The following is a 20,319-nucleotide window of genomic DNA, read 5'->3' as shown; positions in this document are numbered from 1 at the left end:
AGGGGTATGACCCTCCATTCATCATCTGTATCCGTCAGTGGGAAGGGGTTTTGGTCAAAACACGCTTGTTTGTAACCGACTCCCAGCCTTATTCACAGGATGACGCTAGCTAAACAAGCGATTAAACTATGGATAATATCGAACTATTGTTGCTTTTAGCACAACTTACATAAATTTCATCTCATTCTTTCTTAAATTTAAAATCTCATCCTGCTATATAAAATACCAGTTATGTCAGTGTATCAAGAAAGTTATGGGGAAACCACCGATTTGATTATTGGTGTTCACAACCAAGAAAACCTCGAATTACAAGTAAATTCTGCTCCTGTGGGCGCTCTGGCCACAAGAAAAGGAACTTTTTCTACCTTTCTTGCTCCCCTAACTCAGGATACTTTTAAGCAGGTTGTTCAGGATGTCGAGCAAAAACTACAGATTGTCCATCAAACCCTGTCAATGCTCGATTCTCAGGGGTTTGAAACCATTCTGCAAGAAATGTTGCATTCGATTACCTTAAAAACTGGGGAATTACTGGGGGCAGATCGGACGACAATATTTTTGTTAGATGAAGAAAAACAAGAACTCTGGTCAATTGTCGCTGCGGCAGAGGGCAATCGCTCTTTAGAAATTCGTATCCCCGCCAATAAAGGGATTGGTGGGGAAGTCGCTACTTTCAAACAAGTTATCAATATTCCCTTTGATTTCTATAACGATCCGCGATCGCATTTTGCCCAAGAACAAGAGAAAAGAACTGGCTACCGCACCTATACCATGCTGGCTTTGCCACTTTTAAATGAACATGGGCAATTAGTTGCAGTAGTACAATTACTGAATAAATTAAAATCTGGGAATAATCACGATGCTCCACTTGTAGAGCGCATTGATACCAAAGGTTTTCTCTCTGCTGACGAACAATTATTTCAAGAATTTGCCCCTTCGATTCGTCTGATTTTAGAATCTTCGCGCTCTTTTTATGTCGCCACTCAAAAACAAAGAGCAGTGGCGGCGCTAATGAAGGCGATCAAGTCCCTTTCTCAAAGCAGTCTCGACTTAGAAGATACTCTGAAGCGGGTGATGGATGAAGCCAAGGAACTGATGAATGCCGATCGCAGTACCCTATGGTTAATAGACCACGATCGCGATGAATTGTGGACGAAAATCACCCAAGATGATGGTTCAATCAAAGAGTTACGAGTCCCCGTAGGTAAAGGCTTTGCTGGGATAGTAGCGGTTTCTGGGAAGAAACTGAATATTGCCTTTGATTTGTACGACGATCCTGACTCAGAGACAGCCCAAGGACTAGACCAGCAAAATGGCTATCGCACCTGTAGCTTGCTTTGTATGCCAGTATTTAACGCCGATCAAGAACTGATTGGCGTTACCCAACTCGTAAATAAAAAGAAAACTGGTGATTTTCCAGCTTATAATCCAGTTGATTGGCCCAAAGCTCCCGACTGCTTCCAAGCTAGCTTTGACCGCAATGATGAAGAGTTCATGGAAGCTTTTAATATTCAAGCGGGAGTAGCGCTGCACAATGCCCAGTTGTTTGCCACAGTCAAGCAACAAGAACAAATGCAACGGGATATTCTGCGTAGTCTTTCCAATGGAGTGGTTTCCACTGATAAAACTGGCTTAATTATCGCCGCCAATGAAAGTGCCAAGCGGATGCTAGGAATGGAGCTAGAAGATCGTTTAGAAGGGAAATTAGTGACTGATGCGATCGGCATCAAAGAAGGCGACTTTAGCAAGTGGTATCAAGATGCTTTACATGCAGTTGACTTAAAAGGCCGCCAGCAGTATTACCCCGATCGCACACTCATAACTACTGGTACACAGCAGCACAGTATTAATTTATCCATTAACACAATTGCTGATGCCAGCGACCACGAGCAAGTCCGGGGGGCGCTGGTGGTGATGGAAGACATCAGTGATGAAAAGCGGCTCAAAAGTACGATGTACCGCTACATGACCCAGGAATTAGCCGAAGAATTGCTGAAATTAGATGATGCTAAACTTGGAGGCGATCGCAAAGAAGTTTCGATTTTATTTTCCGATATTCGCGGCTACACCACTTTAACGGAAAACTTGGAAGCAGAAGAAGTGGTGAGTATGCTCAATGAATATTTTGAATCAATGGTGGAAGCAGTCTTTAAACATAAAGGCACTCTTGACAAATACATTGGCGATGCCATCATGGCTGTGTTTGGTTCTCCCCTACCATTGCAAGAACACGCTTGGATGGCAGTGCAAACATCCTTAGAAATGCGCGTTCGCCTGCACGAATTTAATCAACGTCGCTATGCAGATAATAAGCCTGGAATTAAGATCGGCATTGGCATTAATTCTGATACCGTGATTAGTGGGAATATCGGTTCTAGTAAGCGGATGGAATTTACCGCCATTGGCGATGGTGTTAATCTTGGCTCTCGATTAGAAAGTGTCAGCAAACAATATGGTTGCGACATTATTATTAGCCATAACACTTTTAAACCATGTCAAGACTATATTTGGGCTAGGGAACTAGATTACATTCGTGTCAAGGGCAGAAATGAGCCAGTAGCCATATATGAATTATTGGGTTTGCGTTCCAACCCCATTGAAAGCGAAAAATTGCAAGTCATTGAGCATTATCATAAAGGGCGTGAGTATTACCTCAAACGCGATTTTAACCGTGCTAGGGCTGAATTTGCCCTAGTTTTAGCAGCAGACAACCAGGACAAAGCTGCTATGTTGCATCTGTTGCGTTGTCAGCATTGGTTACAATCACCTCCAACAGAGTCAGATTGGGATGAAGGAGTTTGGACTTTTCTGGAAAAATAAATATAATTATTAAAATAAGTAGGTGGGTGAGAAAATTTATAACTATGTCATTGCGAACACAACAAAGTGGAGTGAAGCAATCACAAGGTTTTCACCGCTTTTACTTTTCGTTACATAGTTATATTTATTTGTGCCTGCCTACTTAGGATTTTTACAAATAGATTAATATGCGTCTACCTATCATTATAAGTGCAATAAGTGCAGCACTGTTGCTATCTGTAGGTCTAAATTTATCAGCAATCTCTCAAACTCCCGCAGAGACAGCAAAATCTCCAGCGAATAATAACTTGAATTTAAGACGATCAAAATTTAATCGACATTTATGGAATCAGGCAAAAATCTCTAACTATCGCTATACGTTTAGTAACGGTTGCTTTTGTATACCAGATGCTAGAGGGCCAGTTATGATTGAAGTCCGTAATGGTCAAACCACTTCAATCACTTCTGTAGCTACAGGTAAACCAGTTAATCCGCAATACTTTGAAAAATATAAAACAATTCCCAAGCTTTTTAATGTGATTCAAGATGCTATTAACCGGAACGCATTCAGCCTGAATCTAGGATATAGTCCTAAACTCGGCTATCCAACCAAAATTGATATCGATTACGACAGTAAAATAGCTGATGAAGAAATCTTTCTGACAATTGAAAATTTTCAGGAAATTAAATAGATACTAAGCAGATTATTGGCACTCAATTTCAACCAATAATCGAAGGAAATTATAACTCCAAAATGAGATTTTATACTTTACTTTCCTCTAAAATAATAATGGCGATCGCATTTCATAAAAATTAACATTTTGATTAAGTTGTGTTGATTTTACGCAAATAATTCTCAATAAATCAACGAATTTATTGGGTTTGGGGGCTTGACTAAAAACAGTCACTTTTGATATTATTAAATCACTTGGTTAAGATTAGCAGTTGTTATAAGTTTTTCTGCTAACTTTACAGATTTTGTCCCTACTTAAAAAAATAGCTTTCTCCTTGTAACACTAAGATTTAACTTATTACAGATGGCTTGTAATCATACAACCATTTATGAAAATCATCATTAAGGCTCATTTGCCGCTCCTGTTGCCCATTAGATACTACGGTGTTGGCATCGAAGTAGCGCATCTCACCCAAAGCACTACGAGCTTGGATGATTTTTGTGCGCTCAATGCGACGCTGTTCGTAGCTAGTTAAAGCTTCTTGAAAATTAGCTGATTGAGAAAAACACTCTTGCAGTTCATAAGCATCTTCAAAAGTGGTATTGGCTCCCTGTCCCATAGCAGGTGCCATTGGATGGGCAGCATCGCCTAAGAGTGTAACTCTGCCTTGACTCCAGTGAGTTAACGGTGGGCGATCGCAAATCGGCCCCTCCCAAATTTGCTCGGCTGGTGTCGCTTGTACCACCACCTGAAAAGATTCATCCCAATCAGCTAATTCAGAGAGAATGCGAGATTTTACTTCATCGGCGCTGTGGGAAAGAGAGTACTCAGGCGAGAACTTCCGACTAATCCAACTGGTATAGCCGCCGCCCACATTCAGAAGGTACATAAACTGTTGATTGCCTTTGACAAAAACTAATTCATAGTCATTAAATAGCTCGTGGTGATATTTGATGACGGCACGCCAACACATACTACCAATATAATTAGGCTTACCCTCACCAAATAAAGTTTCTCTAATTACAGAGTTAACGCCATCAGCGCCAATCAGCAAATCTGCATATATCGATTTTTCACCATCAAAATGAATTTCCACACTGTTTTCATCTTGCTCAAAGCCGATACAATGATGATTGAGGTGAATGATGTTAGATGGCAATCTAGACGCTAAGACTTGCTGTAGACGATACCACCAAATAGTCAATAATGGCTGTCCATATTGCTCTAAGTATTTGGTTGCGTTAGCCCGGATTGTTTCTCCCTGAATATTCTTTAAAACTGTGTGGTGAACCTCACACCCTGAACCTTTGAGGGTTTCGACAATTCCCGGTGCGATCGCATCTAGAGAACTCAAGCCATTTGGAGCTAGTCCTAGTCCAGTTCCCGCCGGACGAAATTCTTGGGCTTTTTCGTACACTTGAACGTCTATCCCTTGGCTTCTCAGTGCTATAGCAGCAGCCAATCCACCTGGACCAGCACCGATAATGGCAACTTTTTCCACTATGGGTTTGGATAATTTCTGAGTTGGCTTTGTATTCATATACTTCTATTTTTTCAATAATCAAATATGATTCTTATAATAAACATAAATATTAGTCTGTTCAATAAATATGAAAGAAAATTCCTTAGCTCCAATAACTTCAAACTCTCTTAGCCAAGAATTGAAAATATTCGGTTCAGAGGAAGTAGACTTATCGCTGAATATCAATAATATCTCCTATTCGCTAAAGCTAGAGCCTCGTGTCACTTTACTCGATGCACTCCGGGAAAAGCTAGGTTTGATGGGCACTAAAAAAGCTTGCGATCGCGGTGAATGTGGTGCATGTACTATTCTAGTTAATGGTCGGCGAATTAACTCCTGTATGACTTTAGCAGTAATGCACATCAATGCTGAAATTACCACAATTGAGGGATTAGCCCAAGATGGCAAACTCCACCCCATGCAAACAGCCTTTATTACCCATGATGCTTTTCAATGTGGGTACTGTACATCGGGCCAAATTGTATCAGCCGTAGGGATGATATTAGAAGAATTGCCAAAATCTGAGGCAGAAATTCGAGAAAAGATGAGCGGAAACCTTTGCCGTTGTGGAGCATACCCAAATATTATTGCGGCGATTCGGGATGTACTAGAGGAAATGAAAGATGCAGCCATTTAGTTATGCTAAAGTTACTTCCCAAGATGCAGCGATCGCTACAGTTGAACAAGACAAAACGGCTGCATTTATCGCTGGGGGTACAGATTTACTAGGATTGATGAAAGATGGAGTTCAAGCAGCGAATATATTAATTGATATTAATAGTTTGCCCCTAGCAGATATTGAATCTCAAACTCATGGAATCCGCATTGGTGCAATCTCTCGAATGAGTGATGTGGCTTTTCATCCCAAAATTCAGGAGTGCTATCCAGTAATTAGCCAAGCATTGTTACAAAGTGCTTCACCCCAACTGCGAAATATGGCAACAGTGGGCGGTAATTTATTGCAACGAGTCCGTTGTGGCTACTTTCGCGATCCGGTTTTTCCTTGTAATAAACGCACCCCAGGTTTAGGTTGTGCCGCAATTACAGGCTACAATCGAATGCACGCTATTTTTGGGGCGAGCGAACATTGTATTGCCGTTCACCCTTCCGATTTAGCTGTGGCGCTGACGGTATTAGATGCGATGATTTGCATCCAAGGCGCAGAAAAAGCCCGTCAAATTTCAATTCACGATTTTTATCTCTTACCCGGTGAAACACCAGAAAAAGAAACTCTATTACAGCCTGGAGAGTTAATTGTTGCCATTGAAATTCCAAATTCTGCATATAAATCCTATTATTTAAAAGTTAGGGATCGGGCTTCCTACGAATTTGCTCTCGTTTCTGTAGCTGTTGCCTTAGAGGTAGAACAAGACACGATTAAATCAGCACGCATCGCTTTTGGGGGAGTAGCACCCAAACCTTGGCGGGCAAGGGATGCTGAGGAATTTCTTAAAGGCAAAGTAATTAACGAAGTTAGCTTTACAGCCGCAGGAGAAGCAGCCATTAAAGAAGCGAAACCACAAACCCACAATGAATTCAAAATTGAATTAGTCAAACGCGCTTTGGTACGTGCGCTTTCAGTTGTGACAGAAAAACTATGAATAAAATTATCGGTAAACCACTCGATCGCGTTGATGGCAAACTCAAAGTTACCGGAGAAGCACCCTATACAGCCGATGTTCCCATAGAGAATTTCACTTATGGAGTGATTTTTCAAAGCGCGATCGCAAACGGTAAAATTATCCAAATAGACACATCCGCCGCCATTGCCATTCCTGGTGTGGTAGATATCATTACTTACCAACAAACTCCATCTCTGGTAAAAATCCCCTTCTTTTTGGCTCCACAACCTCAGCCAACCGAAAAAGACGATAATATTTACTACGATGGTCAACATCTGGGGATTGTAATAGCTCAAACTTTAGAACAAGCCGAAACCGCCGCCTCCCTAGTTAAAATTATCTACGAAGAAGCCCCGGCGACAGTCACAGTGGCACACGCAGAGATATTTGAACCAGAATCAATATTTTTTGGCATGATGCCAGCTAAAATCACCAGAGGGAATGTTGAATCTGGGAAAGCTCAAGCGGATGTCCTGGTAGAGCAAATTTATACCACACCAATGGAACATCATAATCCCCTTGAGCCTTCTGCAACGATCGCCATCTGGGAAGGGGATAATTTGACGCTGTATGAAACCACTCAAGGCATTTCAGCAACCCAAAAAGCGATCGCATCTGTTCTGAATATTCCTCAAGAAAATGTCCGCGTCATTTCCAAATATTTAGGTGGAGGATTTGGTTGTAAGGCGTTGTTGCGATCGCACACTATTTTAGCTGCGATCGGATCTCGTCAAGTAAAACGCCCAGTGAAAGTTGTGCTAACGCGATCGCAAATGTACACTGCTTGCGGACACAGATCCCCAACTCAGCAGCAGCTAACGCTAGGTGCAACCAAGGAAGGTAAACTAACCGTTATTAATCACATCGGCACATCCTTAACATCGCTATTTGATGACTTTGTAGAACCAGTTGGTACAGCAACAACAATGATGTACGCCTGTCCAAATCTGGAAATTAAATACCGTTTAGCCCGCATCAACGTCGGCACACCAACCTTTATGCGTGGGCCGGGAGAAGCGACAGGGATGTTTGCCCTAGAGTCAGCAATGGATGAACTAGCATACACCTTAAATATTGACCCGATTGAACTAAGACTAAAAAATCATGCAGATATCGATCCCCACAAAGGATTACCTTGGTCGAGTAAATATCTAAAAGAATGTTACCAAAAAGGGGCAGAAATTTTTTCTTGGTTCCAACGCAACCCAATTCCCCGTTCCATGCGAGATGGTTATTTCTTGATTGGTTGGGGAATGGCTAGTGCGACATTTCCCACTAATGTTGGAACTGCATCAGTCAAGGTAGAAATTTTTGCCAGTGGAGACGTGCGGGTACAAAGTGGAACCCAAGATATAGGTACAGGTACTTATACAGTGATGACGCAGGTAGCTGCTGAGGTATTAGGCTTACCAGTGCAGTTTGAACTAGGTGATAGCAATTTTCCCAAAGCGCCCATTACGGGTAACTCAATTACAGTTGCTAGTGTTTCCCCGGCGGTACAAAAAGCTGCGATCGCAATCCGCGATAAAATAATCCAAATGGCGATCGGAGATCCAAATTCTCTACTTTATGGATCTCAGGCAAAAGATATTGCCGTCGAGTCAGGGCAAATATTTTTAAAACCCGATCCTTCCAAACAAGACAGTTACACCGAGATTCTGCACCGTAACCAATTAGAGAGTTTACAAGTCACAGAAGAAACCTCACCCAGCCCAGAGAGTAAACAATACGCCAAACACTCATTTGGTGCAATTTTTGTGGAAGTAGCTGTCGATGAATTGTTGGGGGAAATCAAAGTCAGACGTTGCGTAGGCGTTTATGATGCAGGGCGAATTCTCAACTTCAAGACAGCACGGAGTCAGGTTTTGGGTGGGATTACATGGGGAATCAGTATGGCGTTGATGGAGAAAACTGTAATGGATACAAATCAGGGAAGAATAGTTGGTGCTAACCTTTCCGATTACCTAATTCCGGTTCATGCAGATATCCCAAATATGGAAGTGCAATTTGTTGAGGAACACGATCCTTATGTAAATGCTCTAGGGACGAAAAGCTTGGGGGAACTTCCAATCGTTGGGGTAGCAGCAGCTATATCTAATGCAGTTTATCATGCTACAGGTAAACGGATTCGTGACCTACCAATTACACCAGACAAGTTGCTGTGAATAGGCGCAAAAATCTCAACTTCCTACTCTTCGGGAAGGCGAAGCCGCCCATAGGTTTCCAAAAAGCCACTCACCGTAATGCAAACACCAGCGAACAAAAATGCTAATGCACCCCCAATCGCACCGATAAAAGGTGTTATCGCTTGCGGTTGGGTAAATATAACGCCAAACAAACTCATCGCTAAAGCAAACCCACCAAAATACGTCCCAATTCCTAATCCCGCCCACTGCTGGGGTACTAATCCTAAAGCAAAAGGAATTGCCCCGTTGACAATTAAACTAAAGCCAGCAACGATTAACACAATTATCGGAATCTGTACGCCCACAGATATCATTATCAGTAAGGAGGGAACGATCGCACCGATACCACAAAGCATTGCTTGACGATTACCAATTTTGACGGCGAAGATCCCAGCAGGTATACTTGCAATTGCGATCGCTAATCCAATCCCCACCATAAGCACATCAATATTATCAGTATTAAGTTGGGTTTTTAGTACTTTACCCAAGACATCCATCAGAAATCGGATACCCCAGGCTACACCAAAACCAGTTCCTAAAATCAATGCCAATTTCTGTAACGGCAACTTTACTACTTCTGCTTGGTGTCTATCTACTACTGCTTCTGGAGGATTGACTAACCGCAACACAGCCGCCGCCCCCAGCATAACGAAAGAACCGATCGCAAAAGTATAAACTGGCCCTAAGCTCAGAATAAACTTATAGCTTATTGGTTTAAAAGCCCCAATCATACCACCGGCTAAAGTGACAACACTTACTGCTAAAGGTAACTGGGCTGGTGTAGAATACATTCCCAACAAACACATCGCTGGAGAACGAAATATTGTCATTGCTAATGCCCAGGCTACCAATACTATAGGTAAGAGCGATCGCATCACGGTAGTAGGCGGAATTAAGCTCACAACGCATGGTATGGCAATGAACAAAGCCGATGCCAGAATCATACCTACTGAGATGAAGGGAAACCGAGTCCCTACCCAGCGTCTAGCTTGGTCTGACAGTCCACCCATCAGAGGTTCCAGCACAGCACCCAAGGCATTTTCAAATAGCACCAAGGCAACTGCTAGTGAGGCAGGAAAACCAAACTGAGTCAAAAGTTGTGGCAAATATATATTATAAATTAACCAAGTGAGAGTAATTGCTCCCTGCACTACTGCCAACACCCAAACTTGCACCCATAAAATATTGAAATGAGATTTTGAGGTAGTCATAAAAAGATGGGGAATTGGGAATTGGGCGTTGGTTGTTTCTTCCTCAACCCAAAACAAATACGGTTTCTTTAAAGAGAGTTATAGCGTTTCCTAATCATCCAAGGTACATCATAGCCCCCTCCCCGCAAGCGGGGAGGGGGTTGGGGGTGGGGTTCTTCTACCTCACTCAACCGAGAACCGCTATCAGGAAAGCAGTGCGTTTTTAATACTCTGGAACTGAAGGATCGATTTCTCGACTCCAAGCGGTAATTCCGCCTTTGACATTTGTCCCAACAATTCCGGCTTCCTTGAGGATGGCAAGGGCTTTTGCCGATCGCCCGCCCATTTTACAATGAGCAATTAAACGGTGGCCGTTTAATATTTCCTTCACCTTCGCAACGCCATTGCCATTTTCAATGTCTGGTAAGGGTACCAACACCGAACCAGGAATCTTGGCAATGTCGTACTCATTGGGGTTGCGGACATCCAGCAGTACAAAATCCTTCGCACCGCTATCTAGCAATTCCTTCAAATCTTTGACAGTCATTTCTTGACTTTCCATCTGCTGTTTTGCCTCCTCTGCCTTAGCTTGTGGAATTCCGCAGAATTCTTCGTAGTCTATCAGTTTTTCAATCACTGGGCGAATCGGGTTAGGACGCAGTTTCAACTCCCGAAATTTCATATCTAAGGCGTTGTATAACAGCAACCGTCCACTTAGAGTATTACCTTGTCCCAGAATAATTTTGACTGTTTCCGTTGCTTGGATTAAACCAATAATTCCTGGCAAAATCCCTAATACGCCACCTTCTGCACAAGAGGGAACCATTCCTGGTGGTGGTGGTTCTGGGAAAAGGTCACGATAATTTGGCCCACCTTGGTAGTTAAATACAGTAGCTTGCCCTTCAAAGCGTAAAATTGAACCGTAGACGTTGGGCTTATTCAGCAATACGCAGGCATCGTTAACTAGATATCTAGTGGGGAAGTTATCAGTACCATCTACCACAATATCATAAGGTTGCAGGATTTCTAGGGCGTTTTCGGAAGTCAGGCGAGTTTCGTATAAATCAACCTGACAATAGGGGTTAATCTCGTGAATGCGGTTTTTTGCCGATTCAATCTTGGGTTTACCCACCCAAGATGTCCCGTGGATGACTTGGCGTTGTAGATTGGAAGTATCGACAACATCGAAATCCACAATCCCGATGCGTCCAATACCCGCCGCCGCCAAATATAAAAGTAGTGGTGAACCTAGTCCACCTGTACCTATACACTGTACACTGGCGGCTTTCAGGCGCTTCTGTCCTTCTAGTCCTACTTCCGGCAAAATCAGGTGTCGAGAGTAGCGTTCGTAATCGTCTTTGGTTAACTGGATTTCGTCCAGATTAGGGTTGAGCATAGCAGTTACGATCTGGGAGAGCGGAATATTAATCCTATCGAAAAACTGGATCTCCTATGGAGATAAGAAGTCGGGAAGATGAATTTTCATGGGTGGTAGCGGCGAAAACCGCTACGAGTGACTGTCTTTAAACTAAGTCAGATTTTATATTTTCAATTGCCTCTGCTTGGAACTGATGACGATCGTCAAGGCTCCAACTTTGGAGTTCTCCAGCTTTACCGTTTTGGACGGTAACTATTATATACGAGTATCCTTGCCAAGCATATAAGCGATCGCATTCTGAAGGGATAGCAGAACGATCTGGGTGGGAGTGAAAAATGCCGATAATGTTCAGTGAGCGATCGCGTGCTTCTTTTTGCATTTTTAACATAATTTCGGGTGCGATCGCATATTGCCGTCTTTTACTTTCTGCTGTGCGTTCCCCTGAAAACTCAGCCGCCGCTTCTGTATTCCAGGCATTTTCTGTTGGCATGACTTCGACCACAGTTTTACCCTCACTAGCCAGATAGCCCAAAATTATACCACAACACTCGTCTGGATAGGTGCTTTCGGCATGGGCACGGATGGTCTGCAAGTGTTCTTGGCTAAGTCGAATCATCTCTGCGTTGGTAATTTTGGTAAGCGATCGCGATTATTGCATAGATAATTAAGATATTGGCAGGCGATCGTAATGTAAGTGTAGCTTAACCCAGGCTTAGGCGTAGCCCACCGCAGGCATCGCAGCATTCAAAAAGATGTATGTATTTTTATCAGTCCTTCGAGGATCTTGGAAGTTTCCTGCTTTGAAAGCTTCCGCTCAAACTTCTTTGTGACTGCTGCTGTCTGCAAATTCTTGACTATAAAATCTGAAAATGTGAAGAAAAGACTAAGAGAATTTCTAGCACATAAGTAAGTCGGCGGGAAAATTTACAACTATGTAACGAAAAGTTAATCATATTTCAGGCATTCTCCCAAAAAAATTACGTCTGACTCCTTACACTTTGGTTTTCCCCTCGAATAAAGTTTATCCCAAAGCCCTTGTAGATCAAGCTTTTTCCATTTATGCAAAACTTCTCTTAACGTTTGTGGAGTTCAGTTAAAATGAGTAGCTATTTTTTCCAGGTACCAGCCATCTGCGTTTTACCTGACGATCTCTACTCAGTCTTTGACTTTCTGTGGTGCATTCGCAGTTTTTAGGTTTAATAGAGTTTTATCCTAATTGCGAGTCAAAAAGCCCTTAAACCAGCACCAGTATTTTAGTTACCTCTGTAGATGCATTCTCCATATTTATCTTTACATACTTTGCTTTTTTTACCCCGGATTACCCACATATTTCGGCATATAATGTAAAGAGTATGCAAAGATAGTTTTTAAGTATAGACATCTAAGTAAATATTCAGTATTAAGTTAATATCAGGTTATTTAAATGTTCCCTATTTTTAAGCTAGACACCCACAGGCAATAGCCCATAACAAGGGTATGAAAATCACCTTCTCTATCAAGAGTTAACTGTTCCCTATTTTCAAAGGATGGTTGTAAAAAGCCTGAAATAGTTCATTTCAGGAAATCCACACAGTCATTAATTTCTACAGTGCGTGAGACTTTGATACTTAGATAGGTGCGTGCTACTTGCAGGCTGGTTAACAGAGTAGATTTTCAAGAAAATTACTGTCCCTCAAGGGTGACATAAAAATATGCCGAAAGTTGATACTTTCGGCGAGTTCTTGTGTTCTAAAACAGTACTAAATCGGGGTTAATAACTTTAAAGTTACTGAAAAATTTGATTGATTAAGGAAGGAAAATATTATGACAAATGTCATTGGAACTAACGGTAATGATATTCTACTGGGCAGCAACGGTACTGATACGATTAATGGTAAAGCAGGCAACGACATTCTTACTGGTGGTGGCGGTAAAGATAAATTTATTTACAACTTAGGTGATGGCACTGATACTATCACTGATTTTGGTGGCGTTGGTAAAGGAACAAACCCCACAGCAGCAGTCATTGCCAAAGTTGATACGCTCAAATTCCAGGGTGCTGGTTTCACTGCTCGAAATCTATTGCTTACCCAGAATGGCAACAATCTAGAAATCACCTTTGATGGAGTAGCTGATACTAAAACGATCCTAAAAAACTTCAAATTAGAAAACCTGGAGAACCTGAAAGCTTCTGGAACAAGACCAGCTGTTGGCAATATCCTGTTTGATGGGCAAACTAGTATTACCGACAGTTTTAACGTCTTAGATGCCAACTCTACTGAAACCATTCTGGGCATCAAAAATACAGTCACCTTTCTCAATAACCTCTCCAACAACATTATGGGTTTAGATAACTCAGATGATGTCGTTAATGGTCAGGGGGGTAATGACCGCATCGACGGCAAGAGTGGTAATGACTTGTTGCGAGGTGGTAGTGGTAATGATACTCTTATCGGTGGCGCTGGTAATGATACCCTGATTGGGGATACGGGCAATGACTCCCTCGATGGTGGCACTGGTAATGACTGGCTGCGCGGTGGTGCGGGCAATGATACCCTCAACGGTGGTACTGGTGACGATTACTTGAATGTTGACTCTTCACCAGGCAATAACCTGCTTTCTGGTGGCGATGGCAATGATACTCTCTCAGCATTAGGTGACTACGAGGGCAATGTGGTGTCTGGTAATAACACTCTCAAGGGTGGTGCTGGTAACGATACCTTGAGTGCTGACGGTTCACCAGGCGATAACTTACTGGATGGTGGTAATGGCAATGATTATCTCTCCGTCTCTGGTGACTACTACAGCCCTGATGTGTCTGGTAATAACGTCCTCAAGGGCGGTGCTGGTAACGATACCTTGAGTGCTGTCTTTTCAAAAGGCGATAACTTACTTTCTGGTGGCGATGGCAACGATCGTCTCTCTGTTAATCTTGCTGATGGTAATAACACTCTCAAGGGTGGTACTGGTGACGATTACTTGAGCGCTAATATTTCAACAGGCAATAATCTGCTCTCTGGTGGCGATGGCAATGATTCTCTTTTTGCCTCTGATTTTGAGGGCTACAGGTTTGATAACACTACTGGAAATAACACCCTCAACGGTGGCGCTGGTAACGATTACTTGAATGTTAACGATTCACGAGGCGCTAATCTACTCTCTGGTGGCGATGGCAATGATTCTCTCTCTGGTTCTAGCTACGGTTACGGCTTCGGAGGATCTTTTTATAACACTACTGGAAATAACACCCTTAACGGTGGTGCTGGTGACGATAATTTGAATGTTGACTATTCATCAGGCGATAATTTGCTGAATGGAGACAATGGCAATGATTATCTTTCCGCCTCTGGCTACGAGTACGACGAGTATGGCGACTACGGCGAAGGAATCTATCGCAAAGCGTCAGGCAATAACACCCTTAATGGTGGCGCTGGTACGGATAAGTTGATTGTTGATTATTCAACAGGCAATAACTTCCTTTTTGGGGGTGATGGCAATGATACTCTCTCTGCATACAATGCATTGGGCAATAACACTCTTTATGGTGGCAATGGCAATGATATCCTCACAGGTGGGAAAGGTAATGATAGCCTTTATGGAGGGAATGGTGCTGATACCTTTGCTTTTAATAGTTACAACGAAGGTGTCGATCGTTTTTATGACTTTAATGCCACTAATGAACTGATTCAGGTATCGGCTGCTGGTTTTGGTGGCGGGTTATTAATAGGTTCACTCTCAGCTAATCAGTTTACCATTGGAACATCTGCAACCACTAGCGCTCAACGATTTATCTATGACTCCAGTACAGGTGGTCTGTTCTTTGACCAAGATGGCAGTGCAGGTGGTTTTACTCAGGTAAAATTTGCCCAACTATCTGCTGGATTATCAATCACCAACAACAATTTTGTGGTTGCTTAATCTTAATTAAGGCTCTACCATCACTTTAGCGCTCTTTTATTACTCCGAAAAAATAAAATATTCGTAGGTTGGGTTGAACGAAGTGAAACCCAACAAAACCAGAGATTGTTGGTGTTGGGTTTCGTTCCTCAACCCAACCTACGCCTAAATTCATCAAAGTCCTTAAAAATAAGGGTGGATGATTTTTATCCGACGAGAGTCATAAAAGAGCGTTAGACAGAGAATGTGAGATGCTCTTTTTAGCACCTCACATTTAATTGTTCAATGTAATTAGTGTTAAGAGAAATTTTTGGCTCACTTAGCTCATATCTGCATTCGTTATTTTGGGAAGCGATCGCTCGATCTCAACTCAGAACCGTAGCTACATCCAACCCACGTGTAGGCGATCGCAGACCTCAAAAATCAAACATGTATTTTTTATCACTCCTTTGAGGATCTTTGAAATTGGCTCCCCTAGAAGCTTGTCTAATTTTGCGATCGTTACTGTGCATAGCTTGCCTCTCCAAAAGAATACGATGATAACAACTTGTTACCTGCCGTTGTTTGCAAATTAAATTCCTAGAAAAATGTAAAGACTTTACAAAGTGACGTATTTACGTATACATTGATTGGCAAAGAATATGAAGAGTATGCAAAGATGCTCCTTTCACTATAGACATCTAAGTAAATATTCAGTATGTAGTTATTATGGGCTTATTTAGGTGTTCTTTATTTTCAAGCTTCCTACCCTACGCAAGGCTGAAACCAATGCAGTCACAACTAACTATCTTTGCCAAAGCAAACAAAATTGTGATGCTCGCGACTGAGATTGTCTTAGATAGCTAGATAGGTGCTACTTGCAAACTGCTAAACAGAGTGAATCTTTAAAAAAAATTCCTATCCTTCAAGAGTCAGATAAAAACATGCCGAAAATCCCAAATTTAACGATTTATATCATGTCCGGTTAAACAATTGTCATTGCGTTCGCCCTTGGCGTTCCCGTTCGCGTAGCGTCTCCGAAGGAGAAGGGTACGAAGTTAAGCAATCCCAAAAGCCTTGCGATTGCTTCCTTCCACTTCGTTGCACTCGCAATGACATATCACAAGTAATTTGCCGGACATGATATTATTTGTGCCTTAAAACAGCACTAACTGCAAATTGAGAACTGAAAGTTACTAAAAAAATCGATTTAGGTAGGTAGAAAATTATGGCAATTATCAATGGCACTAATGGTAATGATACCCTTAATGGGACAACCGATAATGACCTGATTAATGGTTTAGCAGGTGACGATATTCTAAATGGTAACGGAGGCTACGACACCCTCAACGGTGGCGCTGGTGATGATACCTTCTCCTTATACACTGGATCAAATAATTATTATACTGATGCCTTGGCAACTGGCGGCGGCGGTAAGGATAAATTTGTTTACGAGATTACCAATGGTCTCATTACCATCACTGATTTCGATGGCATTGGTAAAGGCTCAAACCCATCAGCAGGGGTGATTGCCTCAGTGGATACCTTGCAATTTACAGGAGATGAGCAATTAACTGCGAGAAATTTGCTATTAACTCAAAATGATAACAACTTAGAAATCAGCTTTGACGGGGAGTATGGTTCCAAAGTTGTTCTGCAAAACTTTGTCTTGGAAAACTTAGACAATTTAGCTCAGGTTGGCAATATCCTGTTTGATGGGCAAACTAACATCACAGATAGCTTTGATGTTTTCAATGCCAACTCCACCCAAAACATTATTTTCAAAAAGAACACAGTCACCTTCCTTAACGACCTGAACAATAATGTTAACGGCTTTGACAACTCAGATGATGTAATTAATGGTCAAGGCGGTGATGACATCATTGACGGCAAAAGTGGCAACGACATACTCAGAGGAGGTGCTGGCAATGATACTCTCATTGGTGGTGCGGGCAATGATACTCTCGACAGTGGTGAGGGGAATAACACCCTCAACGGTGGCACTGGTGACGATTACTTAAGTATTGGGTATTCATCTTCACCAGGCGATAATCTGCTTTTTGGAGGCGAGGGCAATGATACTCTCTCTGCCTATGGCGCTTATGGTAATAACACTCTTAACGGTGGCAATGGGAATGACACTTTCTATAGTAATACCGCTGACATCTATTCTGGTTATCTTTATCCTGACAATAATATCTTAGCTGGTGGCAGCGGTAAGGATAAATTTGTTTGCGAATGGTCTTTCCGGGAGACTGGTACTATTACGATCGCCGATTTCGATGGCATTGGTAAAGGCTCAAACCCATCAGCAGATGTGATTGCTGAATTAGATACCTTGCAATTTATAGGTTCTGGGCAATTAGCTGCGAGAAATCTGCAATTAACTCAAAATGGAAACAACTCAGAAATCACTTTTGAAAGAACGCTTGGTTTCAAAGTGGTCTTGCAAAACTTTGCCCTGGAAAATCTAGACAATTTAGCCCAGACCGGCAACATTCTATTTGATGGGCAAACTAGCATCACCGACAGCTTTGATGTCTTCAATGCCAACTCCACCCAAAACACTATTTTCAACAAAAATACAGTCACCTTTCTTAACGACCTGAACAATAATGTTAACGGCTTTGACAACTCAGATGATGTAATTAATGGTCAAGGCGGTGATGACATCATTGACGGCAAAAGTGGCAACGATCTTTTGAGGGGTAGTGCGGGCAATGATACTCTCATTGGTGGTACTGGTGACGATATTCTATTGGATTATTCTGATTTAAAAGGCGATAATTTGCTCTCTGGGGGCGATGGCAATGATATTCTCTCCACCTCTGGCATCATTTATGGACTAGGCAACATAGGATACTACTTCTCTGGCTATGTATCTGGCAATAACACTCTCAACGGTGGCGCTGGTGACGATATCTTGAGTGCTGACTTTTCAACAGGCGATAATCTGCTCTCTGGGGGCGATGGCAATGACTCTCTCGATGCCAGAGCTTTCTACGACTTTGAATACGGAGTCTTTGCCACTTCTGGGAATAACACGCTCAACGGTGGTGCTGGTAACGATACCTTGAATATTGACTATGCATCAGGCAATAACCTACTAAATGGGAACGATGGGAATGATTATCTCTCAGCCTCAAGGAGAGACTACAGCGGAGGCGATGCTCCCTCTGGCAATAATACCCTCGATGGTGGCGTTGGTAATGATACCTTGCGTGCTGAGTATTCAACAGGTGACAACCTACTTTTAGGGGGTGATGGCAATGATTCCTTCTATGTAGGCAGCCCCTCCTCATATAGTGTCCCCTCTGGCTTAGTGACTCAAACGGTAGATGGGGGGGTAGGTGACGATTTGTTGTCGGTAGATTACAGTACTGCTACTGGAGGAATCACTTCAACTTTCAATGCTACTACTAACATTGGCTCAATTACCGCAGGCACGAATCTGGTTAGTTACAAGAATATCGAACAATTAAATATCTCAGGTACAGCCTACAATGACAAGATTGTGGGGAACGATGGCAACGATACGCTCTCTACAGGCAATGGTGGCAATGATACGATTGATGGGGGGATAGGTGACGATTTGTTGTCGGTAGATTACAGTTATTCTTCTTCTGGAGGAATCACAACATCTTTCAATGCCACTACTAACATTAGCTTAATTACCGCAGGCAAGAATCGGGTTAGTTACAAGAATATCGAACGATTAAATATCTCAGGTACACGCTTCAATGACAACATTGTGGGGAGCAATGGCAACGATACTCTCTCTACAGGCGATGGTGCCAATGATACGATCGATGGGGGGATAGGTGACGATTTGTTGTCTGTCAATTACAGTGATTCTACCGCAGGAATCACAACGACTTTCAATGCTACTACTAACATTACCTCAATTACAGCAGGCACGAATCAGGTTAGTTACAAGAATATCGAACGATTAAATATCTCAGGTACAGCTTACGATGACAACATTGTGGGGAACAATGGCAACGATACGCTCAACGGGGGCGGTGGAAATGATACGATCTATGGGGGGATTGGTGACGACTTGTTGTCCGTAGCTTTAAATGATGGCAATGATGCAAAGATAGATGGGGGAATTGGTGATGACTTGTTGTCCGTAGACTTTGGTTATACTCCCGGAGGAATCACAACGACTTTCAATGCTACTACTAACATTGGCTCAATTGCAGCAGGCACGAATCAGGTTAGTTATAAGAATATCGAACGATTAAATATCTCAGGTACATGGTTCGATGACAACATTGTGGGGAACAATGGCAACGATACGCTCAACGGGGGCGGTGGAAACGACATCCTGACAGGTGGGAACGGTAATGATACTTTTGCTTTCAGTAGTTACGATGAAGGCATTGATACTATTTATGACTTCAACGCAACTAATGAACTCATTCAAGTATCGGCTTTTTATTCTGGTGGCGGGTTATCAACAGGTTCACTCTCAGCTAATCAGTTTACCATTGGAACATCTGCAACCACTAGCGCTCAACGCCTTATCTATGACTCCAGCACAGGTGGTCTATTCTTTGACCAAGATGGCAGTGAAGGTGGTTTTACTCAGGTAAAATTTGCCCAGCTATCCGTTGGATTATCATTAACCAACAACAATTTTGTAGTTGCTTAATCTTAATTAAGGCTGTGCCATCACTTTAGACAGAGAATGTGAGGTGCTAAAAATAGCACCTCACATTTAAGCGATCGCCATCATTGCACAGATACTTCAGATATTGCCACGCGATCGCTCGATCTCAAATCAGAACCGTAGCTACATCCAACCCACGTGTAGGCGATCGCAGACCTCAAAAATCAAACATGTATTTTTTATCACTCCTTTGAGGATCTTTGAAGTTGGCTCCCCTAGAAGGAATGGCACTAAGAAAAGGGAAAATCGTTGAGGTAGCACGGGTGCAGAGGAGCGGAGGAGCAGGGGAGAAAGAAGAAGGAAGAAGCGAAACAAGAGGCATACAGAAAGAAGCAAGAGAAATTCTCCTCTGCCCCTCTGCCCCCCCTGCTCCTCTGCAATCCTTACGCCACCTACCCTTCAGCTTAACTTAGTGCCATTC

Annotated in this window: 11 protein-coding genes and 1 pseudogene; 8 read left to right on the top strand and 4 right to left on the bottom strand. The window is 42.5% G+C overall.

Annotation, left to right across the window (positions count from 1 at the left end; translation table 11 throughout):
- Positions 1-231 precede the first annotated feature (231 nt).
- On the top strand, positions 232-2,817 hold the full coding sequence (locus CDG79_RS27620) for an adenylate/guanylate cyclase domain-containing protein (RefSeq protein ID WP_094344965.1): 2,586 nt from the start codon (positions 232-234) through the stop codon (positions 2,815-2,817).
- Positions 2,818-2,984: 167 nt separating this feature from the next.
- Positions 2,985-3,488 carry a DUF6174 domain-containing protein gene (locus tag CDG79_RS27615; protein ID WP_094344964.1) on the top strand — a complete coding sequence of 168 codons (504 nt, stop codon included), beginning with the start codon at positions 2,985-2,987 and terminating at the stop codon, positions 3,486-3,488.
- Between the two features lie 331 nt (positions 3,489-3,819).
- Here CDG79_RS27615 and CDG79_RS27610 read toward each other — a convergent pair whose 3' ends face one another.
- Positions 3,820-5,010, bottom strand: coding sequence for an FAD-dependent oxidoreductase (locus CDG79_RS27610; protein ID WP_094344963.1), 1,191 nt, complete (start codon positions 5,008-5,010; stop codon positions 3,820-3,822).
- Between the two features lie 70 nt (positions 5,011-5,080).
- Between CDG79_RS27610 and CDG79_RS27605 the strand changes: the two genes are divergently transcribed.
- Genes CDG79_RS27605 through CDG79_RS27595 form a run of 3 tightly spaced genes read left to right on the top strand, consistent with a single transcriptional unit; the run spans position 5,081 to position 8,779 of the window.
- Positions 5,081-5,629, top strand: a complete 549-nt coding sequence (locus CDG79_RS27605; RefSeq protein WP_094344962.1) for a (2Fe-2S)-binding protein — start codon at positions 5,081-5,083, stop codon at positions 5,627-5,629.
- Positions 5,616-6,593, top strand: a complete 978-nt coding sequence (locus CDG79_RS27600; RefSeq protein WP_094344961.1) for an FAD binding domain-containing protein — start codon at positions 5,616-5,618, stop codon at positions 6,591-6,593. The genes CDG79_RS27605 and CDG79_RS27600 overlap by 14 nt, the downstream gene beginning before the upstream one ends.
- Positions 6,590-8,779 (top strand): xanthine dehydrogenase family protein molybdopterin-binding subunit, encoded by a 2,190-nt coding sequence (locus CDG79_RS27595; protein ID WP_094344960.1) that lies wholly within the window; start codon positions 6,590-6,592, stop codon positions 8,777-8,779. The genes CDG79_RS27600 and CDG79_RS27595 overlap by 4 nt, the downstream gene beginning before the upstream one ends.
- 23 nt (positions 8,780-8,802) lie before the next feature.
- On the opposite strand, the gene CDG79_RS27590 is transcribed toward CDG79_RS27595, so the two are convergent.
- The 3 genes from CDG79_RS27590 to CDG79_RS27580 all read right to left on the bottom strand — a co-directional run bounded on the left by CDG79_RS27590 (position 8,803) and on the right by CDG79_RS27580 (position 11,984).
- Positions 8,803-10,011 carry an MFS transporter gene (locus CDG79_RS27590; protein WP_094344968.1) on the bottom strand — a complete coding sequence of 403 codons (1,209 nt, stop codon included), beginning with the start codon at positions 10,009-10,011 and terminating at the stop codon, positions 8,803-8,805.
- A 202-nt stretch (positions 10,012-10,213) separates the two neighbouring features.
- Positions 10,214-11,386: a molybdopterin-synthase adenylyltransferase MoeB gene (gene moeB / locus CDG79_RS27585; RefSeq protein WP_094344959.1), complete on the bottom strand. Its 1,173-nt coding sequence runs from the start codon at positions 11,384-11,386 to the stop codon at positions 10,214-10,216.
- Positions 11,387-11,513: 127 nt separating this feature from the next.
- On the bottom strand, positions 11,514-11,984 hold the full coding sequence (locus CDG79_RS27580; protein ID WP_094344958.1) for a Mov34/MPN/PAD-1 family protein: 471 nt from the start codon (positions 11,982-11,984) through the stop codon (positions 11,514-11,516).
- A gap of 1,187 nt (positions 11,985-13,171) precedes the next feature.
- On the opposite strand from CDG79_RS27580, the pseudogene CDG79_RS45210 reads away from it, so the two are divergent.
- The 3 genes and pseudogenes from CDG79_RS45210 to CDG79_RS27565 all read left to right on the top strand — a co-directional run.
- Positions 13,172-15,265: pseudogene (locus CDG79_RS45210) on the top strand (calcium-binding protein); the annotation flags it as partial.
- A gap of 1,186 nt (positions 15,266-16,451) precedes the next feature.
- Positions 16,452-19,880 carry a beta strand repeat-containing protein gene (locus CDG79_RS27570; RefSeq protein WP_094344956.1) on the top strand — a complete coding sequence of 1,143 codons (3,429 nt, stop codon included), beginning with the start codon at positions 16,452-16,454 and terminating at the stop codon, positions 19,878-19,880.
- 242 nt (positions 19,881-20,122) lie between these two features.
- The gene (locus tag CDG79_RS27565) at positions 20,123-20,311 is read left to right on the top strand and encodes a hypothetical protein (RefSeq protein WP_094343564.1); all 189 of its coding nucleotides are present in this window, start codon (positions 20,123-20,125) and stop codon (positions 20,309-20,311) included.
- Positions 20,312-20,319 lie beyond the last annotated feature (8 nt).

Origin of the sequence: Nostoc sp. 'Peltigera membranacea cyanobiont' 232 (genome assembly GCF_002245985.1) — a bacterium.
GTDB lineage: Bacteria > Cyanobacteriota > Cyanobacteriia > Cyanobacteriales > Nostocaceae > Nostoc.
This window is presented reverse-complemented; position numbering and strand designations above follow the sequence as displayed.

Excerpts from the sequence above, each read along its gene's own strand:
- CDG79_RS27620 (WP_094344965.1), top strand. The coding sequence starts at position 232 with ATGTCAGTGTATCAAGAAAGTTATGGGGAAACCACCGATTTGATTATT.
- CDG79_RS27615 (WP_094344964.1), top strand. The coding sequence starts at position 2,985 with ATGCGTCTACCTATCATTATAAGTGCAATAAGTGCAGCACTGTTGCTA.
- CDG79_RS27610 (WP_094344963.1), bottom strand. The coding sequence starts at position 5,010 with ATGAATACAAAGCCAACTCAGAAATTATCCAAACCCATAGTGGAAAAA.
- CDG79_RS27605 (WP_094344962.1), top strand. The coding sequence starts at position 5,081 with ATGAAAGAAAATTCCTTAGCTCCAATAACTTCAAACTCTCTTAGCCAA.
- CDG79_RS27600 (WP_094344961.1), top strand. The coding sequence starts at position 5,616 with ATGCAGCCATTTAGTTATGCTAAAGTTACTTCCCAAGATGCAGCGATC.
- CDG79_RS27595 (WP_094344960.1), top strand. The coding sequence starts at position 6,590 with ATGAATAAAATTATCGGTAAACCACTCGATCGCGTTGATGGCAAACTC.
- CDG79_RS27590 (WP_094344968.1), bottom strand. The coding sequence starts at position 10,011 with ATGACTACCTCAAAATCTCATTTCAATATTTTATGGGTGCAAGTTTGG.
- moeB (WP_094344959.1), bottom strand. The coding sequence starts at position 11,386 with ATGCTCAACCCTAATCTGGACGAAATCCAGTTAACCAAAGACGATTAC.
- CDG79_RS27580 (WP_094344958.1), bottom strand. The coding sequence starts at position 11,984 with ATGATTCGACTTAGCCAAGAACACTTGCAGACCATCCGTGCCCATGCC.
- CDG79_RS27570 (WP_094344956.1), top strand. The coding sequence starts at position 16,452 with ATGGCAATTATCAATGGCACTAATGGTAATGATACCCTTAATGGGACA.
- CDG79_RS27565 (WP_094343564.1), top strand. The coding sequence starts at position 20,123 with ATGGCACTAAGAAAAGGGAAAATCGTTGAGGTAGCACGGGTGCAGAGG.